The organism is Campylobacter sp. RM12654 (assembly GCF_020137585.1).
Lineage (GTDB): Bacteria > Campylobacterota > Campylobacteria > Campylobacterales > Campylobacteraceae > Campylobacter_E.
In genome coordinates, this window is sequence record NZ_JACGAR010000024.1 from 1 (window position 1) to 24,347 (window position 24,347).

The 24,347-nt window shown below is 26.8% G+C and carries 25 protein-coding genes and 4 tRNA genes; 15 read left to right on the plus strand and 14 right to left on the minus strand.

What is annotated here, in order from left to right; all coding sequences use genetic code 11:
- Positions 1-439 (plus strand): hypothetical protein (locus AVBRAN12654_RS07735; protein WP_336614245.1); only part of this gene is annotated, 439 nt, incomplete at its 5' end.
- A 52-nt stretch (positions 440-491) separates the two neighbouring features.
- Here the strand turns inward: AVBRAN12654_RS07735 and AVBRAN12654_RS07740 are convergent.
- Positions 492-995: a hypothetical protein gene (locus AVBRAN12654_RS07740; RefSeq protein ID WP_336607660.1), complete on the minus strand. Its 504-nt coding sequence runs from the start codon at positions 993-995 to the stop codon at positions 492-494.
- A 180-nt stretch (positions 996-1,175) separates the two neighbouring features.
- Between AVBRAN12654_RS07740 and AVBRAN12654_RS07745 the strand changes: the two genes are divergently transcribed.
- The 4 genes from AVBRAN12654_RS07745 to AVBRAN12654_RS07760 all read left to right on the plus strand — a co-directional run bounded on the left by AVBRAN12654_RS07745 (position 1,176) and on the right by AVBRAN12654_RS07760 (position 5,415).
- Positions 1,176-1,853 carry a hypothetical protein gene (locus AVBRAN12654_RS07745; RefSeq protein WP_336614246.1) on the plus strand — a complete coding sequence of 226 codons (678 nt, stop codon included), beginning with the start codon at positions 1,176-1,178 and terminating at the stop codon, positions 1,851-1,853.
- 145 nt (positions 1,854-1,998) lie between these two features.
- Positions 1,999-3,453, plus strand: coding sequence for a SulP family inorganic anion transporter (locus tag AVBRAN12654_RS07750; RefSeq protein ID WP_239803334.1), 1,455 nt, complete (start codon positions 1,999-2,001; stop codon positions 3,451-3,453).
- A gap of 105 nt (positions 3,454-3,558) precedes the next feature.
- The gene (locus AVBRAN12654_RS07755) at positions 3,559-4,281 is read left to right on the plus strand and encodes a hypothetical protein (protein ID WP_214117432.1); all 723 of its coding nucleotides are present in this window, start codon (positions 3,559-3,561) and stop codon (positions 4,279-4,281) included.
- Positions 4,282-4,611: 330 nt separating this feature from the next.
- Entirely contained in the window at positions 4,612-5,415 is an 804-nt protein-coding gene (locus AVBRAN12654_RS07760; protein WP_336614247.1) for a Fic family protein, read from the plus strand.
- Positions 5,416-5,546: 131 nt separating this feature from the next.
- Here AVBRAN12654_RS07760 and tpx read toward each other — a convergent pair whose 3' ends face one another.
- Positions 5,547-6,023 (minus strand): thiol peroxidase, encoded by a 477-nt coding sequence (gene tpx, locus AVBRAN12654_RS07765; RefSeq protein WP_214117430.1) that lies wholly within the window; start codon positions 6,021-6,023, stop codon positions 5,547-5,549.
- Positions 6,024-6,220: 197 nt separating this feature from the next.
- Here tpx and AVBRAN12654_RS07770 point away from each other — a divergent pair, with 197 nt between their 5' ends.
- Positions 6,221-6,823 (plus strand): hypothetical protein, encoded by a 603-nt coding sequence (locus AVBRAN12654_RS07770; RefSeq protein ID WP_214117429.1) that lies wholly within the window; start codon positions 6,221-6,223, stop codon positions 6,821-6,823.
- On the opposite strand, the gene truA is transcribed toward AVBRAN12654_RS07770, so the two are convergent.
- Positions 6,820-7,551 carry a tRNA pseudouridine(38-40) synthase TruA gene (truA, locus tag AVBRAN12654_RS07775; protein WP_336614248.1) on the minus strand — a complete coding sequence of 244 codons (732 nt, stop codon included), beginning with the start codon at positions 7,549-7,551 and terminating at the stop codon, positions 6,820-6,822. The two genes, AVBRAN12654_RS07770 and truA, sit on opposite strands and share 4 nt — an antisense overlap.
- Positions 7,552-7,656: 105 nt before the next feature.
- Here truA and AVBRAN12654_RS07780 point away from each other — a divergent pair, with 105 nt between their 5' ends.
- From AVBRAN12654_RS07780 to AVBRAN12654_RS07790, 3 genes are all read left to right on the plus strand, one after another.
- Complete coding sequence (locus AVBRAN12654_RS07780; RefSeq protein WP_336614249.1) at positions 7,657-9,012, plus strand: sodium-dependent transporter; 1,356 nt, start codon at positions 7,657-7,659, stop codon at positions 9,010-9,012.
- A gap of 2 nt (positions 9,013-9,014) precedes the next feature.
- Positions 9,015-10,397 carry a sodium-dependent transporter gene (locus tag AVBRAN12654_RS07785; RefSeq protein WP_214117426.1) on the plus strand — a complete coding sequence of 461 codons (1,383 nt, stop codon included), beginning with the start codon at positions 9,015-9,017 and terminating at the stop codon, positions 10,395-10,397.
- Positions 10,398-10,660: 263 nt separating this feature from the next.
- The gene (locus AVBRAN12654_RS07790) at positions 10,661-12,121 is read left to right on the plus strand and encodes a hydrogenase small subunit (RefSeq protein ID WP_336614250.1); all 1,461 of its coding nucleotides are present in this window, start codon (positions 10,661-10,663) and stop codon (positions 12,119-12,121) included.
- A 31-nt stretch (positions 12,122-12,152) separates the two neighbouring features.
- Here AVBRAN12654_RS07790 and AVBRAN12654_RS07795 read toward each other — a convergent pair whose 3' ends face one another.
- From AVBRAN12654_RS07795 to AVBRAN12654_RS07830, 8 genes are all read right to left on the minus strand, one after another.
- The gene (locus AVBRAN12654_RS07795) at positions 12,153-12,821 is read right to left on the minus strand and encodes a hypothetical protein (protein WP_336614251.1); all 669 of its coding nucleotides are present in this window, start codon (positions 12,819-12,821) and stop codon (positions 12,153-12,155) included.
- Positions 12,799-13,527 (minus strand): alpha/beta fold hydrolase, encoded by a 729-nt coding sequence (locus AVBRAN12654_RS07800; RefSeq protein WP_214150450.1) that lies wholly within the window; start codon positions 13,525-13,527, stop codon positions 12,799-12,801. Before AVBRAN12654_RS07800 ends, AVBRAN12654_RS07795 begins: the two co-directional genes overlap by 23 nt.
- On the minus strand, positions 13,514-13,729 hold the full coding sequence (locus AVBRAN12654_RS07805; protein ID WP_214117422.1) for a type II toxin-antitoxin system Phd/YefM family antitoxin: 216 nt from the start codon (positions 13,727-13,729) through the stop codon (positions 13,514-13,516). Before AVBRAN12654_RS07805 ends, AVBRAN12654_RS07800 begins: the two co-directional genes overlap by 14 nt.
- A 64-nt stretch (positions 13,730-13,793) precedes the next feature.
- Positions 13,794-14,018 (minus strand): hypothetical protein, encoded by a 225-nt coding sequence (locus AVBRAN12654_RS07810; protein ID WP_214117421.1) that lies wholly within the window; start codon positions 14,016-14,018, stop codon positions 13,794-13,796.
- On the minus strand, positions 13,999-15,414 hold the full coding sequence (locus tag AVBRAN12654_RS07815) for a PepSY-associated TM helix domain-containing protein (RefSeq protein ID WP_214117420.1): 1,416 nt from the start codon (positions 15,412-15,414) through the stop codon (positions 13,999-14,001). Before AVBRAN12654_RS07815 ends, AVBRAN12654_RS07810 begins: the two co-directional genes overlap by 20 nt.
- A 45-nt stretch (positions 15,415-15,459) precedes the next feature.
- Positions 15,460-15,870 carry a PepSY-like domain-containing protein gene (locus AVBRAN12654_RS07820; protein ID WP_214150449.1) on the minus strand — a complete coding sequence of 137 codons (411 nt, stop codon included), beginning with the start codon at positions 15,868-15,870 and terminating at the stop codon, positions 15,460-15,462.
- Between the two features lie 73 nt (positions 15,871-15,943).
- Positions 15,944-16,756 carry a prolipoprotein diacylglyceryl transferase gene (gene lgt / locus AVBRAN12654_RS07825; protein WP_336612428.1) on the minus strand — a complete coding sequence of 271 codons (813 nt, stop codon included), beginning with the start codon at positions 16,754-16,756 and terminating at the stop codon, positions 15,944-15,946.
- A 30-nt stretch (positions 16,757-16,786) separates the two neighbouring features.
- The gene (locus AVBRAN12654_RS07830) at positions 16,787-17,503 is read right to left on the minus strand and encodes a hypothetical protein (RefSeq protein ID WP_214120257.1); all 717 of its coding nucleotides are present in this window, start codon (positions 17,501-17,503) and stop codon (positions 16,787-16,789) included.
- Positions 17,504-17,790: 287 nt separating this feature from the next.
- On the opposite strand from AVBRAN12654_RS07830, the gene AVBRAN12654_RS07835 reads away from it, so the two are divergent.
- Complete coding sequence (locus tag AVBRAN12654_RS07835) at positions 17,791-19,101, plus strand: Na+/H+ antiporter NhaC family protein (RefSeq protein ID WP_214117416.1); 1,311 nt, start codon at positions 17,791-17,793, stop codon at positions 19,099-19,101.
- Between the two features lie 168 nt (positions 19,102-19,269).
- Here the strand turns inward: AVBRAN12654_RS07835 and AVBRAN12654_RS07840 are convergent.
- Positions 19,270-19,344, minus strand: a tRNA-Val gene (locus AVBRAN12654_RS07840).
- A 99-nt stretch (positions 19,345-19,443) separates the two neighbouring features.
- On the opposite strand from AVBRAN12654_RS07840, the gene AVBRAN12654_RS07845 reads away from it, so the two are divergent.
- The 3 genes from AVBRAN12654_RS07845 to AVBRAN12654_RS07855 all read left to right on the plus strand — a co-directional run bounded on the left by AVBRAN12654_RS07845 (position 19,444) and on the right by AVBRAN12654_RS07855 (position 19,727).
- A tRNA-Pro gene (locus tag AVBRAN12654_RS07845) sits at positions 19,444-19,521 on the plus strand.
- 22 nt (positions 19,522-19,543) lie between these two features.
- A tRNA-His gene (locus AVBRAN12654_RS07850) sits at positions 19,544-19,620 on the plus strand.
- A 31-nt stretch (positions 19,621-19,651) separates the two neighbouring features.
- A tRNA-Arg gene (locus AVBRAN12654_RS07855) sits at positions 19,652-19,727 on the plus strand.
- A 324-nt stretch (positions 19,728-20,051) separates the two neighbouring features.
- On the opposite strand, the gene AVBRAN12654_RS07860 is transcribed toward AVBRAN12654_RS07855, so the two are convergent.
- Together AVBRAN12654_RS07860 and AVBRAN12654_RS07865 are read right to left on the minus strand one after the other, a co-directional pair.
- Positions 20,052-20,378, minus strand: a complete 327-nt coding sequence (locus tag AVBRAN12654_RS07860; protein WP_214117415.1) for a hypothetical protein — start codon at positions 20,376-20,378, stop codon at positions 20,052-20,054.
- The gene (locus tag AVBRAN12654_RS07865; protein WP_336614252.1) at positions 20,375-21,961 is read right to left on the minus strand and encodes an ABC-F family ATP-binding cassette domain-containing protein; all 1,587 of its coding nucleotides are present in this window, start codon (positions 21,959-21,961) and stop codon (positions 20,375-20,377) included. Before AVBRAN12654_RS07865 ends, AVBRAN12654_RS07860 begins: the two co-directional genes overlap by 4 nt.
- A gap of 58 nt (positions 21,962-22,019) precedes the next feature.
- On the opposite strand from AVBRAN12654_RS07865, the gene AVBRAN12654_RS07870 reads away from it, so the two are divergent.
- Positions 22,020-23,045 (plus strand): GGDEF domain-containing protein, encoded by a 1,026-nt coding sequence (locus AVBRAN12654_RS07870; protein ID WP_336614253.1) that lies wholly within the window; start codon positions 22,020-22,022, stop codon positions 23,043-23,045.
- Positions 23,038-24,255 (plus strand): GGDEF domain-containing protein, encoded by a 1,218-nt coding sequence (locus AVBRAN12654_RS07875; protein ID WP_214117412.1) that lies wholly within the window; start codon positions 23,038-23,040, stop codon positions 24,253-24,255. The genes AVBRAN12654_RS07870 and AVBRAN12654_RS07875 overlap by 8 nt, the downstream gene beginning before the upstream one ends.
- Positions 24,256-24,347 lie beyond the last annotated feature (92 nt).

Consider the following 24,347-nt stretch of genomic DNA (forward strand, 5'->3'; position numbering starts at 1 on the left):
GCTTAGAAATGTCTTTAAAATGCTAAAAACAATACTTTATATAATGATTTTTTTAATATTTTTTATTATTGGTTTTTTAGTTTTTTTAAGTTACGGCAAAGCTGATAGTAATATCATAAATATTGTTAGCTTATCAATTGATAAAATAGAAAAAATTCTTATTAAAAATAATTATTGTAATTCTAAAGAAGATTGTATTAGTAGAACTTATATTCTATACGATTCGTCTTTTAATAATATTTATTTAAATATTTATAACAATGTAGATAGAACTACAAGCAATGAAATTTGTAGTATGATGAAAAACATAAAAACACAAAATAAGCATATAGATTTTTATCTTGAGTTTTTTGAGTATTCTAAAGATGAGTATTATCAAGGATATAACAACAATAATCAAGCAATAAAACAAAAATCATTTTATAAGTGTAAATATTAATAAGATTTAAAAGGAAAGGACTTTTTAAGCCATTTCCTTGATAATTTTAGAATTATTTATTTAAAAAAGTTTTTAAACTATTATATCTTTCACAACCCACACTAGATTGAGCATCACAAGCTCTTTTGTAATAACTTAAGGCTTTTTGTGGATTTGTTTCTAAACCATAATTTTTACCATCCTTTAAAACCAATCCATCTCCTGCTACAACGCAAAATTTGTTATGAGATGATTCGTTTTTTACTATTATATTTGGTAATTCGCATAATTTACTTATAGCTTTTTGAGCATCAATATAGGCTTCTTTAATATCAATTAATTGTTCTTTCACTAATTTTACATTAGCAATAGCTGTCATTAAACAACCACTAAAATTATCTTTAGCACATAAATCTTTTGAGTATTGATAACAAGCTTTCAAATCTTCTTTGCAGTATTCATCAAGCTCAAAAGCACAATTTGATTGGTCTTGATTTTTACAAGCTTTATCAATATTACTAATATCAACAGCAAATAAGCCTGAAATTAAAGCTAAGCTTAATAATATCTTTTTCATAAACTCTCCTTAAAAATAATTTGAATTATATTGATTTATGAATTAATTTCTAATTAAATACTTACTATTGAATGAATTAAAATATTAAATATTTAAAGCTACTTAATACTTATTATTTGTTTATTTAAATAAGGAACACATTTTGCTCTTGTTTAATTATTATAAATTAAAGGAGAGCAAATGTTAATAAATGATAGGATTGTTCTTAGTTCTTTCACTAAGACAAATAATTTAAAAGATAATAAAAACACTTCATTTGAAGAAGCCTTACAAGCTCAAAGTAAAGCAGCAAGTAATATAAATGATGAATTAATTAATAAGTGTATATCAAATGCTGAAGATGATTTTGCTTGGATGCACTATGGAAATTGTTTATTTTTTCCCACAGAATGGCATACTCCTAGAAAAGATAAAGAATTAGATAGCGAGTATTTAAATAGAATTCCTAAAGAAGATGTAGGGGTAATGATGTTTTTAGAAGCTTGTGGGATAGTTGAGACTAAAAAACTAGAATCAGTTAAAAATAATTTAGATTATGAAGGTTTAAAAGTAGCAGAAGAAATCATAGAGAACTATCAAATCACACCTGATTTGGAGTTAAAAATAATTGAATTTGCTAAAAAATCATCAAAAGAATTTATGAATAAATTTGATTTACCATCAGGTAGCGTAGGGCTTGATCACCCTAAATTACAAGCTATTTTTAACAAACATGGAATTTCAATGGATGAATTTGTAGATAAAGAAAAGCTAATGCAACAAAGCTTTAAATTTGATTTTGATAAAGAAAAAGATAAATTATTAGATGAATTAATGAAAATTAGTGATAACTCTAAGGCAAGATTAGGAATTAGCTAATTCCTAATTAGCTTTAATGATATAAAGTTAAAAATAACTTTTAATCTTAATTGATACTAAAAATTGTTTAATTAATATTATTACTTTAAATAACATAACTTTGTTACACTCCATTTTATTTATATTAACTTTTTAAGGACAAACATTGCAAAAAAAATATTTATTTAATCTTAACAATATTACAAAAGAAGCTTTAGCAGGGCTTGTAGTAGGTTTTGCGATAATTCCTGAAGCAATAGCTTTTAGTCTAATTGCAGGAGTTAATCCTAAGGTAGGAATATATGCTAGTATTTGCATACTTTTAGTAACTGCATTTGCGGGTGGAAGACCTGCTTTAATCTCGGCTGCAACGGGTGCAATGGCTTTGCTTATGATTGATTTAGTTAAAGGCTATGGGCTTGAATATTTAATGGTAGCGGGGATTTTAGCAGGGATTTTTCAAATTCTTTTTGGTGTTTTAAAAATAGCTAGATTTATGAGTTTTATCCCACGCTCGGTTATGGTTGGCTTTGTTAATGCTTTGGCGATTTTAATTTTTATGGCTCAACTTGATGAAATTTTTAAATCAAACTTACTTGGTTTAGTGATAATGTGCGTTGCTTTAGGCATAATCTATCTATTTCCATTACTTCCTAAAATCGGCAAAATTATTCCAAGCTCATTGGTAGCGATTATAATACTTACTATTATTAGTATAAATGCTGGATTTGATGTTAGAATGATTAAGGATTTAGGTGAATTGCCAAGTGAATTACCACATTTTTTAATACCTAATGTTCCATTAAATATACAAACTTTACAAATTATTTTACCTTATTCATTAAGCCTTGCAGTAGTTGGGATAATGGAAAGTCTTATGACTTCTAATGTATTAGATGAATTAACCGCTACAAAAAGCAATAAAAATCGTGAATGTATAGGGCAAGGTTTAGCAAATATTAGCACGGGATTTTTTGGTGGAATGGCAGGTTGTGGAATGATTGGTCAATCTATGATAAATGTAAAATCAGGTGCAAGGACTAGACTTTCTACATTTTTAGCAGGGGTATATTTATGCTTGATTATATTATTTTGTGCTGATTTTGTGAATTATATTCCTATGGGAGTATTAGTTGGTATTATGATAATGGTTTCTATAAGCACATTTGATTTTATATCTATTAGGCAATTAAAATCATTTCCATTTTCAGCAAATGCTGTAATGATTGCTACCGTTATTGCTACTATCTTGACACATAATCTTGCTATAGGTGTATTAATTGGGGTTTTATTAGAAGCTTTATTTTTTGCAAATAAAGTTTCGTATTTTTTAAATTGCAAAAAAACTTTAAATGGTGATATTAGAGTTTATAAATTCTACGGGCAAATATTTTTTAGAAGTGCTGATAAATTTTATAGTGAATTTGATTTTAATGAAAATTGTAAAAATGTATTAATTGATGTTAGCAACGCACATTTTTGGGATATTAGTGCTATTTATATGCTTGATAAGATAAAAGATAGATTTCAAGAAAAAGGTGCATTAGTAACACTAAAAGGTGTTAATTTTGCTAGTTCTTATATGATAAAAAAATTTAGTGTTAAAGATAATATTGATTAATTTGTTTTAATTCTTAAACAAATCATATAAATTTTTACAATATTAAGTATTTTTTAAGAATGGGGGGGGGTATTATTTTCTTTTTTTATCAAAAAAGGAGAATAAATGAAGAAATTATTGTTTTCAACACTTTGTTTAGGTGCTTTAGGTGTAGCTGCTAATGCGGGAACTTATTCTGGTATTAATTTTGGCTTTTTATCTACTTCAAAAACAATGTTTATTATCAATAATAAAGAATATTTAGGCAATAATAATTGGGATATTAATGGCTATATTAGAACTTATAAAGAGCACGAAAGAGATTCTGAATTTGTTTGGAGTTTTGAGGCTAATTATTTTTGGAATAATTATAAAGATAGATTTGATGACTTAATTCCAATTATAAGAAATAATCAATTTGATTTTAGTGTTTTGATTGGTTATGGAATGTATGTTAATGATGAATATGAAGATGAGCTTAGTTTGAACTTAATGGGTGGTCTTGCGTATCATAATATGGGTATTAGAGGCGGTGCTATTTATGATATTAAGGGATTAAAATTTGGTTTAAGTGCCTTATCAAAACCATTTGATACAAAAAAATATATGGTAACTCTTGATGCTTATTATAATTTTTATTTAAGTAATAATTATTTTAGAGATGTTCAAAATGAATTTGGTGTGAAAAAGAATAGAAATGCTTATGATATATCTTTAGGTATGTTGTTTAATACTACACCATCTCGTTATAGCCCTTATGTTAGCACTAAAGTGGGTGTTAAAGATAATTTATTTTCACAAAAGAATAATAACCTTTATATAAATCTTGGTTTAGGTTTTCATTTTTAATTTAACTAATAATTTATAAATTTCGTGCTTTTTGGCACGGAATTTAAATCTAAAATTCGTTTTTTAAATTCCTTTATTATTCGCTTTAATTTTAAAGGAATTTAAAATATGAATTATAAAAATATAAAAAATTAAAAAAACCTTTTTAAGAAAAATGAAATTCCTATGTCAAATTATCTTTTTTAGTGATTAATTTTGAATTTGTATATTTTATAAATTACTTTAGAGAAAAAAGGGCTTAAATTGTAAAGGTCATTTAAGAAGTTATATATCGCTTTATAAAATTAACAATATAAAAAATTATTGTAAAATAAGAAAAAAGGATAAAAAATGGTAGCTCAATATACGGAAATACAAAATAAAGAAAATATAAATAAAGATTATATTGAAATAGGCATTGGGCTTAGCTTAGTTGATAATCTTAAACCATCTGAATATTTTAAACAAACTTTAACAACAGCAAAAACATATCAAGAATTAGAAATTAGCATTAAAACATATTATCAAAATAAAAAACTTGATATTCAACAAATATGTGAAAAAGAATGCGATTTGGTATCTATAAATATTGCTAAGTTTTTAGACAATAATAGCTTTAGATTTTCTCCGATTGCTTTAAAAATTATTCATAAAAATATATTTCAAGATGCTTTTGTTCAAGGGCTTGAAAAATATGTTGGTGTTTTTAGAGATGTAAATATTGCTAAAAATGAAGATATTTTAGGGGGAGATAAAAGCGTAGAATATGTTGATTTTAATGAGATTAGCGATACTCTTGAATATGATTTTGATAAGGAAAAAAAGAAAAATTATCTTCTAATGAGTAAAGAAGAGCAAGTTTTAAATATAGCAAAATTTATAAGTGATATTTGGCAAATTCATCCATTTCGCGAAGGCAATACTAGAACAATCGCTGTTTTTGCTATCAAATATCTACAAAGCAAAGGTTTTGAAGCTAATAATGATATTTTCAAAAACAACTCAAAGTATTTTAGAGACGCATTAGTTTTGGCTAACTATGAGAATATTAAAAATAATATAAAAAGCGATTTTTCGTATTTAGAAAGTTTTTTTAATAAATTTATATTGAATAAACGAGTAGAATTAAAAAAACTACCTTACGATAAAAAATAATCATTTAATAGTAGATAAAGTATCTTTATAAAATAACAATAAGATAAAATTCAAATTAATTTGCTTGAAATTCTAAGGAATTTAAAATAGGAATTTAAATATCTAAATCCTAAGATTTAGATATTTATTAATTACGCTAGAGCTTTTTCTAAAGCGTCAAAATTAGGTAGTTCTGTAATTTCAGCACAAACTTCGCTATAAACTATTTTTCCACCTTTTTGAACAAAAACAGCTCTAGTTGTAAGTCCTTCTAAAGCACCTTCTTGTATTCTACAGCCGTAGTTTTTAACAAATTCGCCGTATCTAAAATCACTAACTGGAATTATATTTTCTAAGCCTTCAGCAGTGCAAAATCTTGCAAAAGCAAAAGGTAAATCCATACTTACAACATAAACTTTCATTCCAAGTTTGTTAGCTTTTACATTAAATTCTCTAGCTTCTTTAGCACATACACCTGTATCAATACTAGGAACGCTTACTATGATAGCGTCTTCATTTAGATTAATTACGCTTAAGTCTTTACCTACTACTTTAGTATCTTTAATACTATCTCCTAGCTTAATTGCTTCACTAATTGCAACAGGGCTACCTTTAAAATTAACTTTCATAAAATCTCCTTTTTTAAAAATAAGACAAAATTATTCCTATTTTTGGTTACAAAATGATAACTCAAAATATAAGGAATTTAAAATGTGATTTAATAATACAAAAAATAATATATTTTTACTATTTTTTTTAAAAAATATAGCTGTTTATTGTCTAAAAATATTTAGTATTCATCGTTTTTTTATTTTAGGAGAAGATTATGAAAAAGATTTTATATTCTGTTTTAACTTTAGGGTTTTTAAGTTCTTATGCTAACGCTTACAATCATACGGGAATTGAGTTTGGCGTGGGAAGTGATAATGTATTAAATTCTAATATTTATTATAAAAATTATAACAATATAGATGATTTAGTATATAGTGCAAATATAAGCGTATCAAAGCAAGAGAGCAAAACTTATTATGGTAAGTATAAATATAACATTTATTCATTTGGTGCTTTAGGTGGTTATGCGATTGGCTTACCTTATCAAGAATTAGATGATGCGTTAAATATATTAGCCGGAGCTTATTATTACTCAATAAAGCCAAAATATGATGGTATTTCAAGCTCTACTTTAAATGGATTTGGTATTCAAGCTGGAGTGCATTATTCTGTAAAAATTATTGATAATGTAACAGCAGGTGGAGAAATATTTTTGCATCATGATTTTAAAGATTTAAATAGCACATATATTAGTGCTGGTGTTGAGGGAATTTATGATATTAATGAGAGCTTATATGTAAATGCTAAATTAGGCTATCAAGGTAGAAGTAATTTTTCTAACTCAAATCTATTAGTTGGTATAGGATACAACTTCTAATACATTATGCTTTTAAGATAAAGTCCGCTTGGTTTTGCAAGGGTTCTTGAGTGAATTTCCTTGCAAGCTAATTGTTCTTTTAGCTCTTCTATGCTTAATTTTTTTTCATTTATTTTAAGTAAAAAATCAACCATCAATCTAATCTGACCCCTTAAAAATCCATTAGCAAAAAAGTTCAAAACAACCAAATCTTTATACTTATAAATTCTAGTTTTATAAATAGTTCTAATGCTATTTTTATCATCATCAAGGCTTAAACAAAAATTAGCAAAATCATGCTCTCCTTCATATACTTTTAAAGCGTTTTTTAATAATTTTATATCAATTTCTTTTGAGTAATCACAGCAATATGCTTTATTAAAGGCGTTAAAATAAGGCGAGATTATATATCTATAGCTTCTAAGTTTTGCATCAAATCTAGGTTCAAATTCGCATTCTTTTATATGTTTTATATAAATACCATTTAGAGTATTGTTGAGTTTTTTTAATACAAAATCTTTATTTAATTTATAACTTGAACTAATTCTTGCCACATTACAATTTGCATGCACTCCTTTATCAGTCCTACTAGCAAATATACTAGGCTTAAATACCCCAACACATTTTAAAGCATTATCAAGTGTATTTTGAACGCAAGTTAAATTTGGTTGCTTTGCTGAACCAAAAAATCTTGAACCATCATAGCTTAAGATTAGTTTGTATGTAAATTCTTTAGTATTTTTACACAAATTTTTGCCTTTTTTTATATATTTTTAATTTTTATTTATACAAATTTTTAAAAATTATTATAGAATGAAAGTTTTAACCTTAAAAAACCAAAAAAAGGGCTTATTTTGAATAATACATTTTCTAAAATTGGATTTATTTTAGCAGTTGCTGGTTCTGCTGTTGGACTTGGAAATGCGTGGAAATTCCCTACAATGGTAGGAACTAATGGTGGTTCAGCCTTTGTAATGCTGTTTATTTTGCTTACTTTAGGCGTTGGATTTGTTATATTTTTGTGCGAGTTATATATCGGTAAAGCATCAAGGCTTGACCCTGCTAGTGCTTATTATTTTTTAGCACCTAAGTATAAAAAATCTTGGTCTTTAGTAGGCTTTACAATGATTGGGGCTTTATTAATCGTTAGTTTTTATAGTGTGATTATTGGCTGGATAATTTATTATATTTATTATTCACTATCTACTATTTTTAATATAAATACACTTAGCACTCAAATCGCTGATAATAAAGAGCTTTTTATTAATTTAGTGGAAACTAATTTAAGTGCTTTGATAATATGTTTTAGTATAGTGTTTTTTATAGCCTTTTACACGGTGGCAAAAGGTGTTAAAAATGGTATTGAAAAGCTAAATGTATTTATGATGCCAACATTATTTATAATGCTTTTATTAATGCTTTGCTATAGCTTTACTCAAGATGGTTTTAAAGACGCTTTTAATTTCTTATTTATGCCTGATTTTAGCAAGATTAATCAAGATTCTTTTTTAGACGCTTTAGGACTTGCTTGTTTTTCTTTAAGTATTGGAGCAGGTAGCATTATTACTTATTCAGCTAGCTTACCTGAAAGAACTAATTTTGTAAGTTCAACTTTTTATATAATTTTTATAAATCTTTTAATAGGTCTTATGATGGGGCTTATTGTATTTAGTTTTATTTTTGAGTTTAATGCTGACCCTAGCGCACAAGGTCCTGGGCTTATTTTTATTTCTTTGATTTCGCTTTTTGCAAAACTTGGACTTTTAGGCAAAATATTAGCTGTTACATTTTTTATAGCTTTATTTTTTGCAGGGATTACTAGTGCGGTTTCAATGATAGAGCCTTTTGTATTTTATCTAATAAATAAATTCAATTTCTCAAGAATAAAAGCTATTGTTTTAATTGGGGTAGTTGTTTATATTTTAGGGCTTTTATGTATATTTTCAGGTATTGAAGCTTATAAAAATAATTTAACATTTTTTGGAATGAATTTCTTTGATATTTTAGACAATGTTAGCTCAAATATCATTATGCCTTTTGGCTCATTTATGGCTGCAATTTTTGTTGGGTTTTTTATTAGCAAGCAAGATTTAAAAGAAACCTTTATCCCTTATATGGGTGAGCTTGGTTTTAAAATATGGATATTTTTTGCAAGATTTGTTGCACCTATTGCTGTGCTTGTTATTGTGTATTTTAAATTTAAAGGATAAAAATGAGAGAACAATTTTCTAAAATTGGCTTTATTTTAGCGATGGCAGGTTCTGCTGTTGGGCTTGGAAATGCGTGGAAATTCCCTACAATGGTAGGAACTAATGGCGGTTCTATTTTTATATTGCTTTATTTAGTTTTAACATTTTTAGTAGCTTTTATGGTTTTTTTAGGAGAGCTTAGTATTGGTAAAATTACTCAAAAAGACGCTGTGAATGCTTTTAGCGATTTAGCAAAATCTAATAAAAAAGCTTGGGGATTTGCAGGATTTTTTATGATAGGAGCTATTTTAATAGTTTGTTTTTATAGCGTTGTAATAGGTTGGATTTTAAAATACATTTATTCTAGTTTTTTTGCTTTACCAAATTCTGTTAGCGAAGCTGGAGATTTATTTGGTAATTTATTGACAAAAGACTTATTATCTCAAATTATTTGCTTTAGCATAGTGTTTTTTATGATTTTTTGGGTTGTTAGTAAAGGAATTAAAAGCGGCATTGAAAAAATGAATGTATGGATGATGCCAAGTTTGTTTATATTATTAATTTTAATGCTTTTATATAGTTTTACTTTTGATGGATTTGTTAAGGCGTTTAGCTTTTTGTTTAAGCCTGATTTTTCTGTTTTATTTGTTGAAGATAAACTTAATATAAAATTAATTTTAGACGCTTTAGGGCTAAGCTTTTTTAGTCTTTCTATGGGTGTTTGCGTGGTTTTAACTTACGCTGCTAGTTTGCCAGAAAATATAAATGTGATTAAATCAACTTTATCAATTATTTTTATAAATATTTTAGTTGGTATTATGATGGGGCTTATTGTATTTACCTTTGTTTTTGAATATGGAGCAAATGCAAGCGAGCAAGGGCCAGGACTTATATTTGTAAGCCTTATGAGTTTATTTTCAAATCTTGGAATTATTGGAAATATACTTGCGATTGCATTTTTTATAGCATTACTCTTTGCTGGGCTTACTAGTGCTGTTTCAATGATTGAACCTTTTGCTTTTTATTTAATAAATAAATTTGGAATTTCAAGAAAACTTGCTCTAATTTATATAGGTATTTTTGTTTATATTATGGGAATATTTTGCATATTAGGTTTTAATAATGAATATTCTTCAATTTTTACATTTTTTGATAAAAGTATATTTGATATATTAGATTATTTAACTTCTAATATTTTAATGCCATTATCAGCGATTATTACTTGTATTTTCGTAGGATTTTTCGTAGAAGTGAATAAACTTAAAACTTTATTTATTCCTTATATGGGTGAGTTTGGATTTAAAATATGGTTATTGTTTATAAGATTTATTTGTCCTATTGTAATACTTATAATAATGTTAGAGAATTTAGGTCTAACTAAGTATTTAAAGTCTATGTTTTTTTAAGATATATTTTTAACTAAGACTTATAAAAATTTATTAAAATTTGAAAAAAAGTATAATTTTAAGAATATTTAAAGTTTGGTTTAGTTAGTATTTATATTTCAAACTAAACTCATTTATCCCCGTTAAAACGGGGTAAATATAAAATATATCTTAAATATACCGCTAGTTAAATTAGTAACTTGAGTAGAAAAGTTACTAATTTTAAAAATTATTTCGCTATTATTTATTTAATTTAATATTTTAAGCTTAAATAAAGGATTATTATGAATGCAAATGTATTAGCTCAAATTCAATCTACATTAAAAACTTTAGGCGTGAAAGCTGATGAAAAAGAAATCTACGAAAAAATCAATGCAAAAAAGTTAAAATTAATATGGCTACATTTTAGCGAATGCACAGGCTGTAGTGAGAGCTTTATTAGAAGTGAGAGTATTGGTCTTGATGATTTGATTTTTGATTTTATAGATTTAATCTATCACGAAACTTACATGGCAGCTAGTGGATTTTTGGCTGAAGATTTATTAGAAATTAAAGAGCCATTTTTATTAGTAGTTGAAGGTGCTATTGCTAGTAATGAGTTTTATACAAGTGGGGCTCCAGCTCACTCTGCTTTACATAAATTAAAAGAATTAACTAATCGTGCAAGTTGTGTTTATGCTGTAGGTTCATGCTCATCTTATGGTGGTATTCAAGCAGCTAAGCCAAATCCTACTAATTCTATTAGTATTGAAGATATTTTAAAAGATGCTGTATTAATTCCTGGTTGTCCTCCAAGTGAGAGCAATATCATTGCTAGTATTTTACATTTTGCGTTTTTTGATAAAGCTCCTACATTAGATGATAATAATCGTCCTGCTTTTGCTTATTCAAAATGCTTACACGATATGTGCGAAAGGAAAATAGCTTTTGAGAGTGGGGAATTTGTTGAAGAATTTGGAGATGAAGCAGCTAAATCGGGTGCTTGTTTGTTTAAAGTAGGGTGTAAAGGACCATATACTTTTAATAATTGTCCTAAGACAAAGTTTAATGCTAAAACTTCTTGGCCGGTTCAAGCAGGGCATGGCTGTATTGCTTGTAGCGAAAGAGATTTTTGGGATAATTACGGCGTTTATGAACAATCACTCGCTAGTTCTTATGCACAAACTAAAAGAGCAAGGTGTTATGATGATTTAGCTAGATTTAATAAGAGCGATGAGGTTGTTGTAAAAGATGATGGGATTTATATTAATAATGAATTATCAGCTTTTTTAGAATTTGAAAGTAAAAATCACGCAGAATTATTAAATAAAAACAAATTAGGCGCTAAGTTATTAGCAAATTATAAAGAAAAATTTGGCTTAAATCTTGAAGGAGATAGCGAGATTTTAAATACTTTTAGCGGTATTTTAATTAGCTCGGCAAATATTTTAGGACTTAAATTAAGCTTAACCGAACTTCTTGATTTAGCTAATAAATATGAAATAGGAATTGCTAGTGGGCTTGATTTTAAATTAGCTAAAAAACCTATTTTAATGGATGTTAGTAAGTCTTTTAGATTGATTTTGATATATCGTTTAGGCGGACTTGATGATATTGCAATTTTGTTTGGTGTTGTTGATAGTATTGCTTCAATGATAGCGAAATCTTTAAAAATGCTAGAGTGTAAGAGTGTAAAGTTTGAAGGAGAATTATTCAAACATCAAATATTAATTGATAGATTAAACTATCACTTAAAAAATTTCTAAGAATTTGAATTAAGAATTTATTTCTTAATTCTTATAAATATTTATCTAAATTATCTTTATATTTTAGGCTTAATCTTAAATAAAGTTCATTTATTTCATTTTTAAATTCTTCGTTTTTATAAGCATTTAAGAAATTGTTTTTATGCAAAATCTCTTTTTTGTTTTCACAATTATCAAGGTATAAATCTTTTAAATAAAGTTTAAGGTATTTGACTAAAAGCTCTAATGCTCTAAATATAAAAATTATTATTGGCTCATTTGAGATTTGCTTTACATTTAATAAAAATTGCGCTTTTAAATTATCAAAATCATACTTTATCAAAGGACAAGGATGAGATGAAAAATCTTTATAAAATAAATCATACAAACTAATTGCATTTATATCCAAAACCAACCCATCATCATTAACTAAAGCAAAAAATGGATATAACTTACAAGCTAAAGGACGAAAAGCGCATAAGCCTTTATAAGAGCATTTGACAAAGCATAAAGTGATTGTTTTTTCGCATTTTAATTTGTAAGCAATACTTGCAACTAGACTTAGATTGGTTTTATCTTTAATGTATTCATACTCGCTTTTTAGCATAGGGATTATTACATTAAAGGGCTTATCTGCATTACAGCAATGCCCGTTGCAAGATTTGTAGCAATCTTTAAAATAAATTATTTCTAATTCTTCAAGCTTTTTGAAAAAACTCATCAATAAAAGGCGTTAAATCATTTTGCATAAAGAAAAAATGATTTCCATTAAAGGTAATTAGTTTTGAGTTTTTGATTAAACCTTGCATTTTGTTTGCTATGCTAAGTGGTGTTGCAGTGTCGCTTTCGCCCCATAATAGCAAGGTTTTTGTGTTGATTTTGCTAATTTCATTTTGATAGTCTTCATCAACTACATTTTTAAAAGTCTCATACATAATAGGGCTTAGCGTAGCACCATCTTTACTAGCTAAAAATCTTCTTATATTTTTAAATCCTAATTTATTTAAGCATTTTGCAAGAAAGATTTTTAGCTTTACTTTAGGGCTTTTTGGTAGTTTTAACCCAGCACTAGCACATAAAATCAACGCATCATAATCATTCTTACTAGCCATTAGACAAGCAATTTTGCCACCATAAGAATGACCTAGCAAAATATCAACTTTTATATCTAATGCTTTTATAAATTCATTTGTCAAATTAAGATAATCAATAGAGTTAAAAGCATAACTTGGCTCATCACTTCCACCAAATCCTGCAAAGTCTAAAAATATCATTTGCTTACAATGCTTGCTTAAAGATTTTGTGAAAAATTGCTCCATTAGTTCTTTATTAGCACCCCAGCCGTGCATTATTAAAGCTACTTTTTCTCCATTTCCTTGTCTTATTAGATAACTTAGCCCGAGATTTTTTATATTAATTCTTGCCATTTTTTTTATCCTTATAAATAGCTTCTAAAATTACTAAAGCATTTTGTAATTTTTCATATTCGGCAAGGTTTAGCATAACACATTGGAATTTGTTATTTTTTACTACGAAGACTTTTTTATTTCCTTCAATTTTTTTTAAAATTGCAGAAAAATTACGAACTACATCAGTAGCTGAAAATATCTCATCTTGGCTAAATTTCATATTTTTCCTTTTGTGATTTTAAATAATAAAGCAAAAACTAATCCAAAACCACATTCGCTAAAAATTAGCGAATGTTAGAGCTTTTATTATTTAAATCATATAGGTGTTTAGCCCAAATCGTAATTATACAAAATGCAAAAATTGAACTAAAAAATATCATTAAATTATATAGTTTTGCATCAAGATATAAGGCACATACAAATGCTATTGCAAATAAAATATAACTTGCTTTTTTATAATCAATACTAAGGCAGATTGCTCCTATTAAATTAATTAATATTATTAACATTTGCTCTCCTTAAATTAATAATTAATCCTAAAATTATAAGTAATATAACAAAGTCAAACATCATTGTTATAAATACAAAACCGCTAATACAAATATCAGATATTAATAATGCCAATAAAATAATTAAGCTAATTATCATTAGATTTTTAGTTTTATTTACAAAAATATAGCTAAGAATAATGCTTAATATAAAGCTTATTAAAAATGCAAATTGTTCTACTTGCATATTTTGAGTAAGTTTATTAGCGATAAAATAAATAGCAGTAGCATTTAAAGATGGATAAAACGCTGCATAAGCAATTGCTTTATAAAGTAGATTATCTTTATGTTTTTTACTAGCTAATAATAAAGCTTTGTATATAAATAAGCAAGTAAATATTCCACATAAAAATAAAATAAAATAAAGTTGAAAATCAGCAAACATAACTCTATGAATATTAAAAAATATTTCATAAATTGATGAAAATGCACTTAGTTTGCTTTCTTTTGGAGTTTGTTTTACATTAGCTTCGCTATCAAAAACATAGCTTTTATTACTTTTTGTATTAATTGATGGCATTACATTTTTATCATCATTTAAAGTAATTGCAAATTCTTTTGTGCTTTTATTTAAAACAATTGTTATATTTTTTGTATTTTCTAAATTATTAATAGCTTTGCTAATTAAATTTGTATCAAAAATAAAACTTTTATCACTATTTGTATTTGCGTTACTTGGTGTTTTTGCTTGTTTAGTGGTAGTTGTAGTAAATAATTTTTCTATATCTTTAATGTAATTTATACCTATTCCACTAAGTGCTAAGATGAATAAAAATGAACCTACAAAAAGTCCAGCAACTATGTGAAAATCAAATAATCTTGCTAAATCATTTTTCACATTAATTTTATTGAAATTCTTTTTATTCCAAATCAAAATTCCACTTATATATAAAAATATTATCCCAGCTGCAAAAATACTAACAATTGCTTCTAAGAAATCTTTAAAACTACCATTAATAGGCAATAATTTATAATGAATACTAGTTAAAAATTTAGCTCCTAAAGTGCTTGTTTTATTTAGTATATTTTCTCCATCAAAATAGCTTATATTGCTTTTTCTTTCGCCTTTTGTTGAATTAGAATTATAATAATTAATCTCATATAAATTATTATAATAACTAGGAGTTTTGATAGATATAAAATCGTAATCTTTATATTTTTCTTGTGCGTAATTAATAGCACTACTTAACCCATTTATATCATTATTTAAGATAGTTTTGCTTTCGTGCAATTTTGGCTGCATATAAAAATCAATTTCATTTCTAAAATAACTAATGGTTCCAAAAAAGGTTATTATAAAAAGTAACCAACAAGCATAAATTCCAATGTAAGAATGTAATTTTCTAAGTGTTTTCATATCTTTCCTAATCTTAGGAATTTCAAATTGAAATTCCTATTGTTTTTAATCATCAAGCACGGTTTTTGTGATAGTTCCGTTATTGTCTATATAAACTTTATAATTGTTATTAAATTTTAGTTTATATCCGTTCCATTCTTTTTCAATTTCCATTAATTTCGCATTTTTTTGATTTTCTTTAGCAAGTTTTAAAACATCTTGCATAATGCTATCAGGAATTGGAGAGTATTTTCCATCTATTTCTTTAATATCTCCAGATTTAGAAAAATCAAGTTCAGTTCCATTGCTAAGTTTGATTTCATAAGAATCCCAATCTTTTTCAGCTTTAACTATATTTTCATTTGTAAAATGAGTTTTTACAAAGTCTTGAATGTTTTGTGGTAACTCATTTGGGTTAATATTTGTATCAGCTAATAAACAGCAACTAATTGCACCTAAAAATAAAAGTTTTTTCATACTTTACTCCTTAAAATGATTTGAAATTTGATATTATCAAAATATCGTAATTTTGATTATACCCCCCCCCGTGTTAATGATTAGCTTTAATTTTATTTAAATAAAAATACAAACTAAGAGCAAAGCAAAACATAATTAAACTCAAAATTTGACCCATAGATAGGCTTAATGCAATAAAGCCTAAATTAAAATCAGGTTCTCTAAAGAATTCACAAATAAATCTAGCTACCCCATACGACATTGCATAAATACAGATTAATTGCCCGTTAAACTTTATTCTCTTTGAAAAAATGTAAATGATAATGAAAATTATTAAACCTTCAGCGAATGCTTCATATAATTGGCTAGGGTGTCTTAAGGTATCTCCTACATAAACGCCCCAAGCTACATCAGTTGTTCTGCCAAATAGTTCGTGATTTAAAAAGTTTCCAATTCTTCCAAATATATACCCTAATGGCACTGATAATGCTACTAAATCAAGTATTTTAAACATATTTTTTTTATATTTTTTAGAATAAAGATAAGTTGTAATTAATGCACCAACTAATGCTCCGTGATAGCTCATTCCAGCAATTCCTACAAATTCGCCATTTACAAATGGATTAAACATCTGCCAAGGATTGCTTAAATAATATAATTTATCATCGCTATAAACTAAAATATATCCTATCCTAGCTCCTAAGATTATGCCTATTTCTATCCAAACGAAATAATTTTCTATTTCTTTTTTGCTAAAGCCAAAGCGTGGAGCAAATTTTTGTCCTATAAATAATGCAATAAGCAGTGCTAGTATGTAGCAAAGTGCGTAATAATGTATTTTAAACATTCCTATGCTAAATGCAACTCTATTGGTATTTTCATAAAAATGTTGCCAAAATTCAAGCATTATTATCCTTTTTTAGAATTTCAAAATATATTAAAAACCACTTAGTTTTTTGCAAGATATTTGATTACCTAAATTACAAGATTTTTCTAAGAATTTTTTACTTAATTTAAATTTACCCATATTTAAATAAGCATTAGCTCCAGCAAAACAAGCTTCTTCATAGCCTTTATTGCAAGTTTGCTCTAAAAGATTGAATGCTTTTTTTGTGTCATTATTTTCTAAATGCACACTTGCTTCAAATATGCAAGCATTAAAGAAATTTTTGTTGCAAGCAATGTGAGCGTATTTAATAGCGTTTTCTTTATCTAAAAATCCTTTATAATATCTAGCAGTTGCATAACAAGAGTTTTGGTTATTTTCGTTATCACATTGAGCTTTTATGATTTTTAGTGCTTTTGTTGAGTTTTGTTCGTAATTTAATACAAGCTTGGTGCAAGCTAATTCAAAATGATTTTGACAAGCAAGTCTTAAGGCATTAAAAATCGTATAATCATCATCACTAAAAGTAGAAATTGTATAACAAGCTGCCATATTTTTTGCCTTGCATTCATCGTTTATATAGTCTTTTGCTTCTTTTATGTAAGTTATTTTATTTATATTATTTGCTTCATCACAGCCTTTAAAATCATTATTACTACAAGCACTAATTTTTGATAAATATTCATTAACTTTTGCTAAATCAAGAGCGATTTGTGCTTCATTTGCATAAACAAATATTGAAAATATAAGTATTATTAATTTTTTCATATTTACTCCTTAAGGTTTTAGTGTATTGAATTTTAGATAATTTTAATGATTTTTTCTAAAAAAATAAAATATTTAAGGAAAATTTCAGAATATTTTAGGTTGAATAACGCAAATATTTTACAAAAGGAGTTTTTAAATGAGTGTTTTATCATTTGTCTTAACAAACAATTTATTTACAAGCTTCTTCTTCCATCATGCCTTAGGGCATTGAGACTTCATAATACTTTTTTATCATATTATTTTTTATATTTTAAACATTTAAACAAAATTAATTTAAAGGAAAATTTATGTTAACAAACCCTGTTTTAATAAGCGTTTTTATAATGCTTGGACTATGTCTATTAAGATTTAATGTATTTTTAGCTATTTTAGTTTCTGGACTAATAGCAGGACTTATGAGTGTTAGTTTTGATGATAATATTTTAGTAGTATTAAAAAATATTATGAATACATTCATAAGTGGTATGAGTGGCAATTTGCAAACCTCACTTAGCTATGTTTTAGTAGGTGCTTTAGCAGTTGCTGTATCTAGGACTAATTTAACTGCTTATTTAGTTAATTTTATTAGTAAAAAGATGTCAGATAAAAGAATTTTATTGCTATTTTCTTTAGCTATAATTTCAAGCTTTTCTCAGAATTTAATTCCAATTCACGTAGCATTTATTCCGATTTTAATCCCACCAATGCTAAGTCTATTTAATAAGCTGAAAATTGACAGGCGTGCTGTAGCTTGTGCGGTAACATTTGGGCTTACAACGCCTTATATGACTTTACCTGTGGGATTTGGTCTTATATTCCAAGATATAATTACTCAATCGCTAAATGATAATGGAGTAAAAGTTACCCAAAGTGATGTTGCTGGTGTTGTTTGGCTTATGTTTTTTATAATGTTTTTTGGTCTTCTTGCTTCGTTTATTTATTATAGAAAACCTAAAGCATATCAAGAGCTTGAAACAAAATATGAAAACTTAGATAATATTAGTTTTGGTAAAAAAGAACTAATGGTAATGATAGGTTTATTAATTACTTTAACTACTCAAATACTTGTTGGTTCTTTACCGCTTTCGGCTTTACTTGGCTTTTTATTTATTTGTGTAAGCGGTGGAGTTGAGTATAAAAAAATTGATGAAGTATTTTTAGGCGGTTTTTCTTTAATGGGTTATGTAGCGTTTATTATGCTAATTGCTTGTGGTTTTGGAGCTGTTTTACAAAGCACAGGAGCTATTAAAGAAATAGTTGATTTTACTTTAAGTATTACTACTAATAAATTAATAATAGCGTTTGGAATGATGTGTATAGGATTATTAATTACTCTTGGAATTGGAAGTTCGTTTGGAACGGTTCCTATTATTGCGACTTTATTTGTGCCAATTTGCACGGCTTTAGGTTTTAGTGCTGAAAGTATTATTTTCATCATTGCTTGTGCTGGTGCAGTTGGAGATACAGGTAGCCCTGCTAGTGAAGCAACTTTAGGAATTACCGTTGGGCTTAATGCTGATAATCAAAGTGATCACATAAAAGATGTATGTATCCCTACATTTATATTCTATAATATACCTTTAGTAGTAGGTGGTGCTTTAATAGCTTATTATTTATAATTTGCCTTATTTTAGGCAAGTTATTTTAAACAACTGCTTTTGCGGTTGTTTATTTTTAAATATATTAATCTTATAAATTTATATAATTTCTTAAAGTATTTAAATTCCACAAGAAAAAACATTAAAACATATTTTATAAAAAGAATAACCAAAAAAGAATAATTAAAATGGTGACCCCGATTGGACTTGAACCAACGACTTTTACCATGTCAAGGTAACACTCTACCACTGAGTTACGGGGTCATTGTGTATAATTTTAGCAATATTTTGTGAATAAATTATTTTTTTCTTGACATTTTAAAAAAGTTAATATATAATGCGACCTTTCTTATAAAACATTTTCGGGGTGTAGCGCAGTCTGGTTAGCGCACTTGGTTTGGGACCAAGGGGCCGAAGGTTCGAATCCTTTCACCCCGACCACTTCTTTATTATTTCATTTATGGTGAGTGTAGCTCAGTCGGTTAGAGCATCAGATTGTGGTCCTGAGGGTCGTGGGTTCGATTCCCATCACTCACCCCACTTTTTTAAAAAATCATATTTTAGTTTTGTTGCGTTAGTAGCTCAATGGATAGAGCAACAGACTTCGGATCTGTAGGTTGTGGGTTCGACTCCTACCTAGCGTACCACTTTGTATTTTTCGCTAATTATTTAAGTATTATTTTTTAACCATATTCATAAATGTTGTAGTTTTATTATTAAATGCCAATGGTATATTTTTTGGAATAATCACAAACAAAATTAGATATTGACAATTAAATAAGTATAAAAATTAAAATATAAAAACATAATTTTATAGCAATATTTTACAATCAACTTAGATTTTATAATGCTAAAGTTTGAATTATTGTAATTATTTATAATAAGAATATTGCATAGTAATCATTACTAGATATTTTGTGTATAAAACTTAATATTATTTTTTAGAATTTAAATTAAGTGAAAGGAGATTTTTAATCTCCTTGATGATAATTTTTTTCTAATTCTATCTCTTCATCTTGAGTGTTGTTTTTAGCCCATTCACACATCGCATCTCTTAGCATTAAATACTTTTTCTTAGACAATTTTTCATTTTCACTTAATTCTCTATCTTCAAGTAATTTAATTTGAAAGAATGTATCATCTTTTTTTGAATACTTTAAAAAGAAGTCAACATAATCAAAATAATCCTTATTGCTCTCATAGTTAATAATTTCTTCAATATAAATAGTAGGCCCAAAACCCATATGATTTTGACTAAAATTACCAAAACCTGCCGAATACTCCACCTTAAATGTCATTTGCTCTCCCCATATTTTAATAAAAACTCTTCATACGTGCCAACAAAATCAATAAGCTCACCATTGTTTAAATACCAAATTCTATTTGCATAAGAATTGATTAATTCCCTATCGTGGCTTATACAAATTGCTACTCCATCGTATTCATAAAGTGCTTCACCAAGAGAAATAATAGCTTCAAGGTCAAGATGGTTATTTGGCTCATCAAGTAAGATAAAATTACCCCTTTCAAGCATAATTTTACTCAACATCAATCTGTGCTTTTCACCACCGCTTAAATCTTTTGCCATTTTTTCTTGATCGGTTCCGCTAAAGAGCATTCTACCTAAGCATTTGCGAATTTCATCAATATCTTTATGTTTTTCGCTAATTAAATAGTCATATAGTTTCAAATTTTCACAAATTTTACTTGAGGTATCTTGTGGGAAGTAACTAGGTTCAATTGTAGCACCCATTTTTACTTCTCCATTATCAGGAGAAATTTCATTCATTATAATCTTTGATAGTGTGCTTTTTCCAGCTCCACTTGCTCCAATTATTGCTATTTTATCGCCTTTATTTACTTTAAGATTTAAGTTTTTAAATAGTTGCTTATCATAAGCTTTACTTATATTGTTTAGTTCTAAAACTTCATTACCAATTTCTCTATTACATCTAAATAAAATTGATGGGTCACGCCTACTTGAAATCTCTATTTCGCTTACATCAAGTTTTGCTAAGTTTTTTGCACGACTTGTTGCTTGTCTTGCTTTAGAAGCATTTGCGCTAAAACGAGCTATAAATTTTTCTAAAGCTTCTTTTTCTTTTAAATTCTTAGCAAGACTTGCTTCTTTTTGTCTTTTAATAAGTGTGCTTTGCATATACCAATCATCGTAATTTCCTGCAAATTCACGAATTTGTTTGAAATCTACATCAAGCATTCTTGTGCAAATACTATTTAAGAAAAATCTATCGTGAGAAATTACAACCATTGTTCCATCGTGGCGTTTTAGTTCATTTTCTAGCCAATTAATAGCGTCTAAATCAAGGTTATTCGTAGGCTCATCTAAAAATAACACATCAGGTTTAGCAAATAATACCTGTGCGATTAGAACTTTAAATTTATCACTTGTTTGAACATTTTTCATAAGTTCATCATAATTATGAAGATTTAAAGAGCTTAATATTTTTTCACATCTAGTATCGTATTCATAATTTGGGTCTTCTTCTGCACAAATCATTTCAAGTTCGCTTAAGCGATTATTTATTTCATCGGTATAATCCGTGCAAGTTGCATATATATTTTCTTTTTCTTTTACTGCATTATAAAGTCTTTTGTTTCCATATAAAACTGCATCTTTTAAGCTAAATTCTTCATACGCAAATTGATTTTGCTCTAACACGCCGTATCTTACGCCATTTTCAAAACTAACTTCTCCGCTAGTTGCTTCAAGTTCTCCTGCTATAATTTTTAAAAATGTTGATTTTCCAGCTCCGTTTGCACCGATAAGTCCATATTTTTCGCCTCTTTTTAAGCTTAAATTTACATTTTCAAATAATAATCCCGTAGGGTATCTCATAGTAAGAGATTTGATTTCTACCATTTTTTATCCTTTTTTTATATAATCGTTTCTTTAAAATTTACAAAAGGCTCTACAATCAATGAACTCATTTTTAAGTGAATTAATAATTTCTTTGCCTAGTGCTACTTTTATTTTAGAGATATTAGCACTTATTATTGCACTTTACTTTAAAAAATACAACATAATATCGGTATGTATTTTATTAATAAGTTCTAAAATGATTTATTTATTTTCAGCAAATTATCAAACCCATATTTATGTAAGTTTGTTTATGCCTTTTGCTTTTGCGCTTTTAGTATCTTTAAAAAAAGAGTATGATACTATAAAATGCTTATTACCTATTAGTTTTGTTTTTATTTTATACATAGTATTAGGTATATTTTTATCTCAAAATACTAGCTTTGCATTAAATTCTACTAATAAATTTTTATTTTCAAATTCTTTTATCACTGATTTAGGTTTAGTGTTTTTTCTAGTATTTTTAGTGTATTTATTGATATTAAGATTTTTTATATTTTTTGAAAAAACATTAATTTTTGCGTATATTGGAGCTTATTTTGAATTTATGTTTTTTAAAACTCTTGAAAAAACAGATGTTGGGTTTTTTGAATTTGCTTCTTTAATATTTTTAATCTCTATATTTCTTGAAGGGTATAAATTAGCATTTTTTGATGCTTTAACTCAAGTTTTAAATAGAAGAGCTTATGATAGAACTAGGCTTATTACTAATGATGTAATAGCGGTATGTGATATAGATTTTTTTAAAAAAGTTAATGATACTTATGGTCATGATGCTGGTGATTTTATATTAAAAAATGTAGCTAAGATATTAAAAGCTAATGTAGATAAAGTTTATAGATTTGGCGGAGAAGAATTTGTAATCGTATATAAAAATCAAGACTTTAAAAATTGTGTAACAAAATTAGATAATATAAGAGAAAATATAGAAAAAGAAATATTTAAATTTAATGAAAAAATTATAAAAGTTACTATTAGTATTGGAGTTGAAATGGTAGAAGATGATAAAATAAAAGCCTTTAACAACGCTGATGCTAAGTTATATAAAGCAAAAAATTCAGGAAGAAATAGAGTAATATATGAGTAGTGAAAGTAAAAAAGCAACAATTCAAGAATATATAAAAGGCTGGGGGCCTGAATTAGAAATAGGTATTGATGTGGTTGATGAAGAACATAAAATGTTCTTTGAATTAATAGAGCAAGTATTTGAAGCAGCTAATAGTGGTTATAAAGAATTTGAATCTGTATTTCAAGTGGTTTTAAGTCATATTGCTTGGCATTTTAAAAATGAAGAAGATTATATGAAAAGTATGGCTATATATACAAAATATGTAGAAACCCACAGAGATATTCACTCGCAGTGTATATCACAATTAGGTAAGATGAGAGATGCAGTGTTAAAGCAAAATAGTGAAGATGATATGGTATATCAAAAAGAACTTGCAATTAACTTGGCTTATTTTGTTAAAAATTGGCTGATTTTTCATATAGTTGGAGAAGATTATAAAATAGCTAAACAAATTAAATTTATAGAAGCTGGTAATAGTCCTCAAAGAGCATTTGAGATGATAAATGAAAAGATGGATAAAAATATAGAAATTCTAACTATTACCTTATCAAATCTTTTAAAAATTTATGAGATTAGAAACGAGAAATTATTAGAAATTGAAGCAGATATTAAATCAAGTCTTAACAAAAAAGAAAAACAACTGCAAGAACAAATTCAAGAAAATAAGAAAAAATCAATTACAGATGAATTAACAGGATTATTTAATAGGCGACAGGCTATGTTTGTATTAAATAATATATGGAATGAATATCAAGACCCAACCTGTGCTATTATTCAATTAGATTTAGATAAGTTTAAAGAAGTTAATGATACTTATGGACACCATGCAGGAGATTTGGTTTTAAAACAATTTTCAAATGCTGTTAAATATTTTTTTGATACTAATGAATTATGTAATAAGTATAAGTATAACGATAGAGATAGCATACACTTTTGCCGTTTAGGTGGTGATGAATTTTTAGTAATATTACAAAAATATTCTTTAGATGAAGCAGTGGCAATTGCAAATGCTTTACACGCAGTAGTAAATGGTATAGAAGTATTAGACGAGCATAAAAAAGTGATTTGGAAAGGTAGCACAAGTATTGGTGTAGCTTGTAGAAATGCTGATAATAGAGATTTTGAATCAGTATTAAAAGCTGCTGATGCTTATTTATATAAAGCAAAAGAAGATGGTAGAAATTGCGTTCGCTCTATGTTACACGAGATAGGGGGGGGGTATTTCTAGCAGAGTATTTATGAATTAATACCGCTAGTGGAATTTAAAATTAAGAATTTAGAATGCTTTTTTAAATTCTTAATTTTTTTTAAAAAAATTTT

Excerpts from the sequence above, each read along its gene's own strand:
- AVBRAN12654_RS07870 (WP_336614253.1), top strand. The coding sequence starts at position 22,020 with ATGAACTCATTTTTAAGTGAATTAATAATTTCTTTGCCTAGTGCTACT.
- AVBRAN12654_RS07755 (WP_214117432.1), top strand. The coding sequence starts at position 3,559 with ATGAAGAAATTATTGTTTTCAACACTTTGTTTAGGTGCTTTAGGTGTA.
- AVBRAN12654_RS07770 (WP_214117429.1), top strand. The coding sequence starts at position 6,221 with ATGAAAAAGATTTTATATTCTGTTTTAACTTTAGGGTTTTTAAGTTCT.
- AVBRAN12654_RS07810 (WP_214117421.1), bottom strand. The coding sequence starts at position 14,018 with ATGTTAATAATATTAATTAATTTAATAGGAGCAATCTGCCTTAGTATT.
- AVBRAN12654_RS07875 (WP_214117412.1), top strand. The coding sequence starts at position 23,038 with ATGAGTAGTGAAAGTAAAAAAGCAACAATTCAAGAATATATAAAAGGC.
- lgt (WP_336612428.1), bottom strand. The coding sequence starts at position 16,756 with ATGCTTGAATTTTGGCAACATTTTTATGAAAATACCAATAGAGTTGCA.
- AVBRAN12654_RS07820 (WP_214150449.1), bottom strand. The coding sequence starts at position 15,870 with ATGAAAAAACTTTTATTTTTAGGTGCAATTAGTTGCTGTTTATTAGCT.
- AVBRAN12654_RS07785 (WP_214117426.1), top strand. The coding sequence starts at position 9,015 with ATGAGAGAACAATTTTCTAAAATTGGCTTTATTTTAGCGATGGCAGGT.
- AVBRAN12654_RS07865 (WP_336614252.1), bottom strand. The coding sequence starts at position 21,961 with ATGGTAGAAATCAAATCTCTTACTATGAGATACCCTACGGGATTATTA.
- AVBRAN12654_RS07800 (WP_214150450.1), bottom strand. The coding sequence starts at position 13,527 with ATGGCAAGAATTAATATAAAAAATCTCGGGCTAAGTTATCTAATAAGA.
- AVBRAN12654_RS07860 (WP_214117415.1), bottom strand. The coding sequence starts at position 20,378 with ATGACATTTAAGGTGGAGTATTCGGCAGGTTTTGGTAATTTTAGTCAA.
- AVBRAN12654_RS07790 (WP_336614250.1), top strand. The coding sequence starts at position 10,661 with ATGAATGCAAATGTATTAGCTCAAATTCAATCTACATTAAAAACTTTA.
- tpx (WP_214117430.1), bottom strand. The coding sequence starts at position 6,023 with ATGAAAGTTAATTTTAAAGGTAGCCCTGTTGCAATTAGTGAAGCAATT.
- AVBRAN12654_RS07805 (WP_214117422.1), bottom strand. The coding sequence starts at position 13,729 with ATGAAATTTAGCCAAGATGAGATATTTTCAGCTACTGATGTAGTTCGT.
- AVBRAN12654_RS07760 (WP_336614247.1), top strand. The coding sequence starts at position 4,612 with ATGGTAGCTCAATATACGGAAATACAAAATAAAGAAAATATAAATAAA.
- AVBRAN12654_RS07835 (WP_214117416.1), top strand. The coding sequence starts at position 17,791 with ATGTTAACAAACCCTGTTTTAATAAGCGTTTTTATAATGCTTGGACTA.
- AVBRAN12654_RS07830 (WP_214120257.1), bottom strand. The coding sequence starts at position 17,503 with ATGAAAAAATTAATAATACTTATATTTTCAATATTTGTTTATGCAAAT.
- AVBRAN12654_RS07815 (WP_214117420.1), bottom strand. The coding sequence starts at position 15,414 with ATGAAAACACTTAGAAAATTACATTCTTACATTGGAATTTATGCTTGT.
- AVBRAN12654_RS07740 (WP_336607660.1), bottom strand. The coding sequence starts at position 995 with ATGAAAAAGATATTATTAAGCTTAGCTTTAATTTCAGGCTTATTTGCT.
- AVBRAN12654_RS07795 (WP_336614251.1), bottom strand. The coding sequence starts at position 12,821 with ATGAGTTTTTTCAAAAAGCTTGAAGAATTAGAAATAATTTATTTTAAA.
- AVBRAN12654_RS07745 (WP_336614246.1), top strand. The coding sequence starts at position 1,176 with ATGTTAATAAATGATAGGATTGTTCTTAGTTCTTTCACTAAGACAAAT.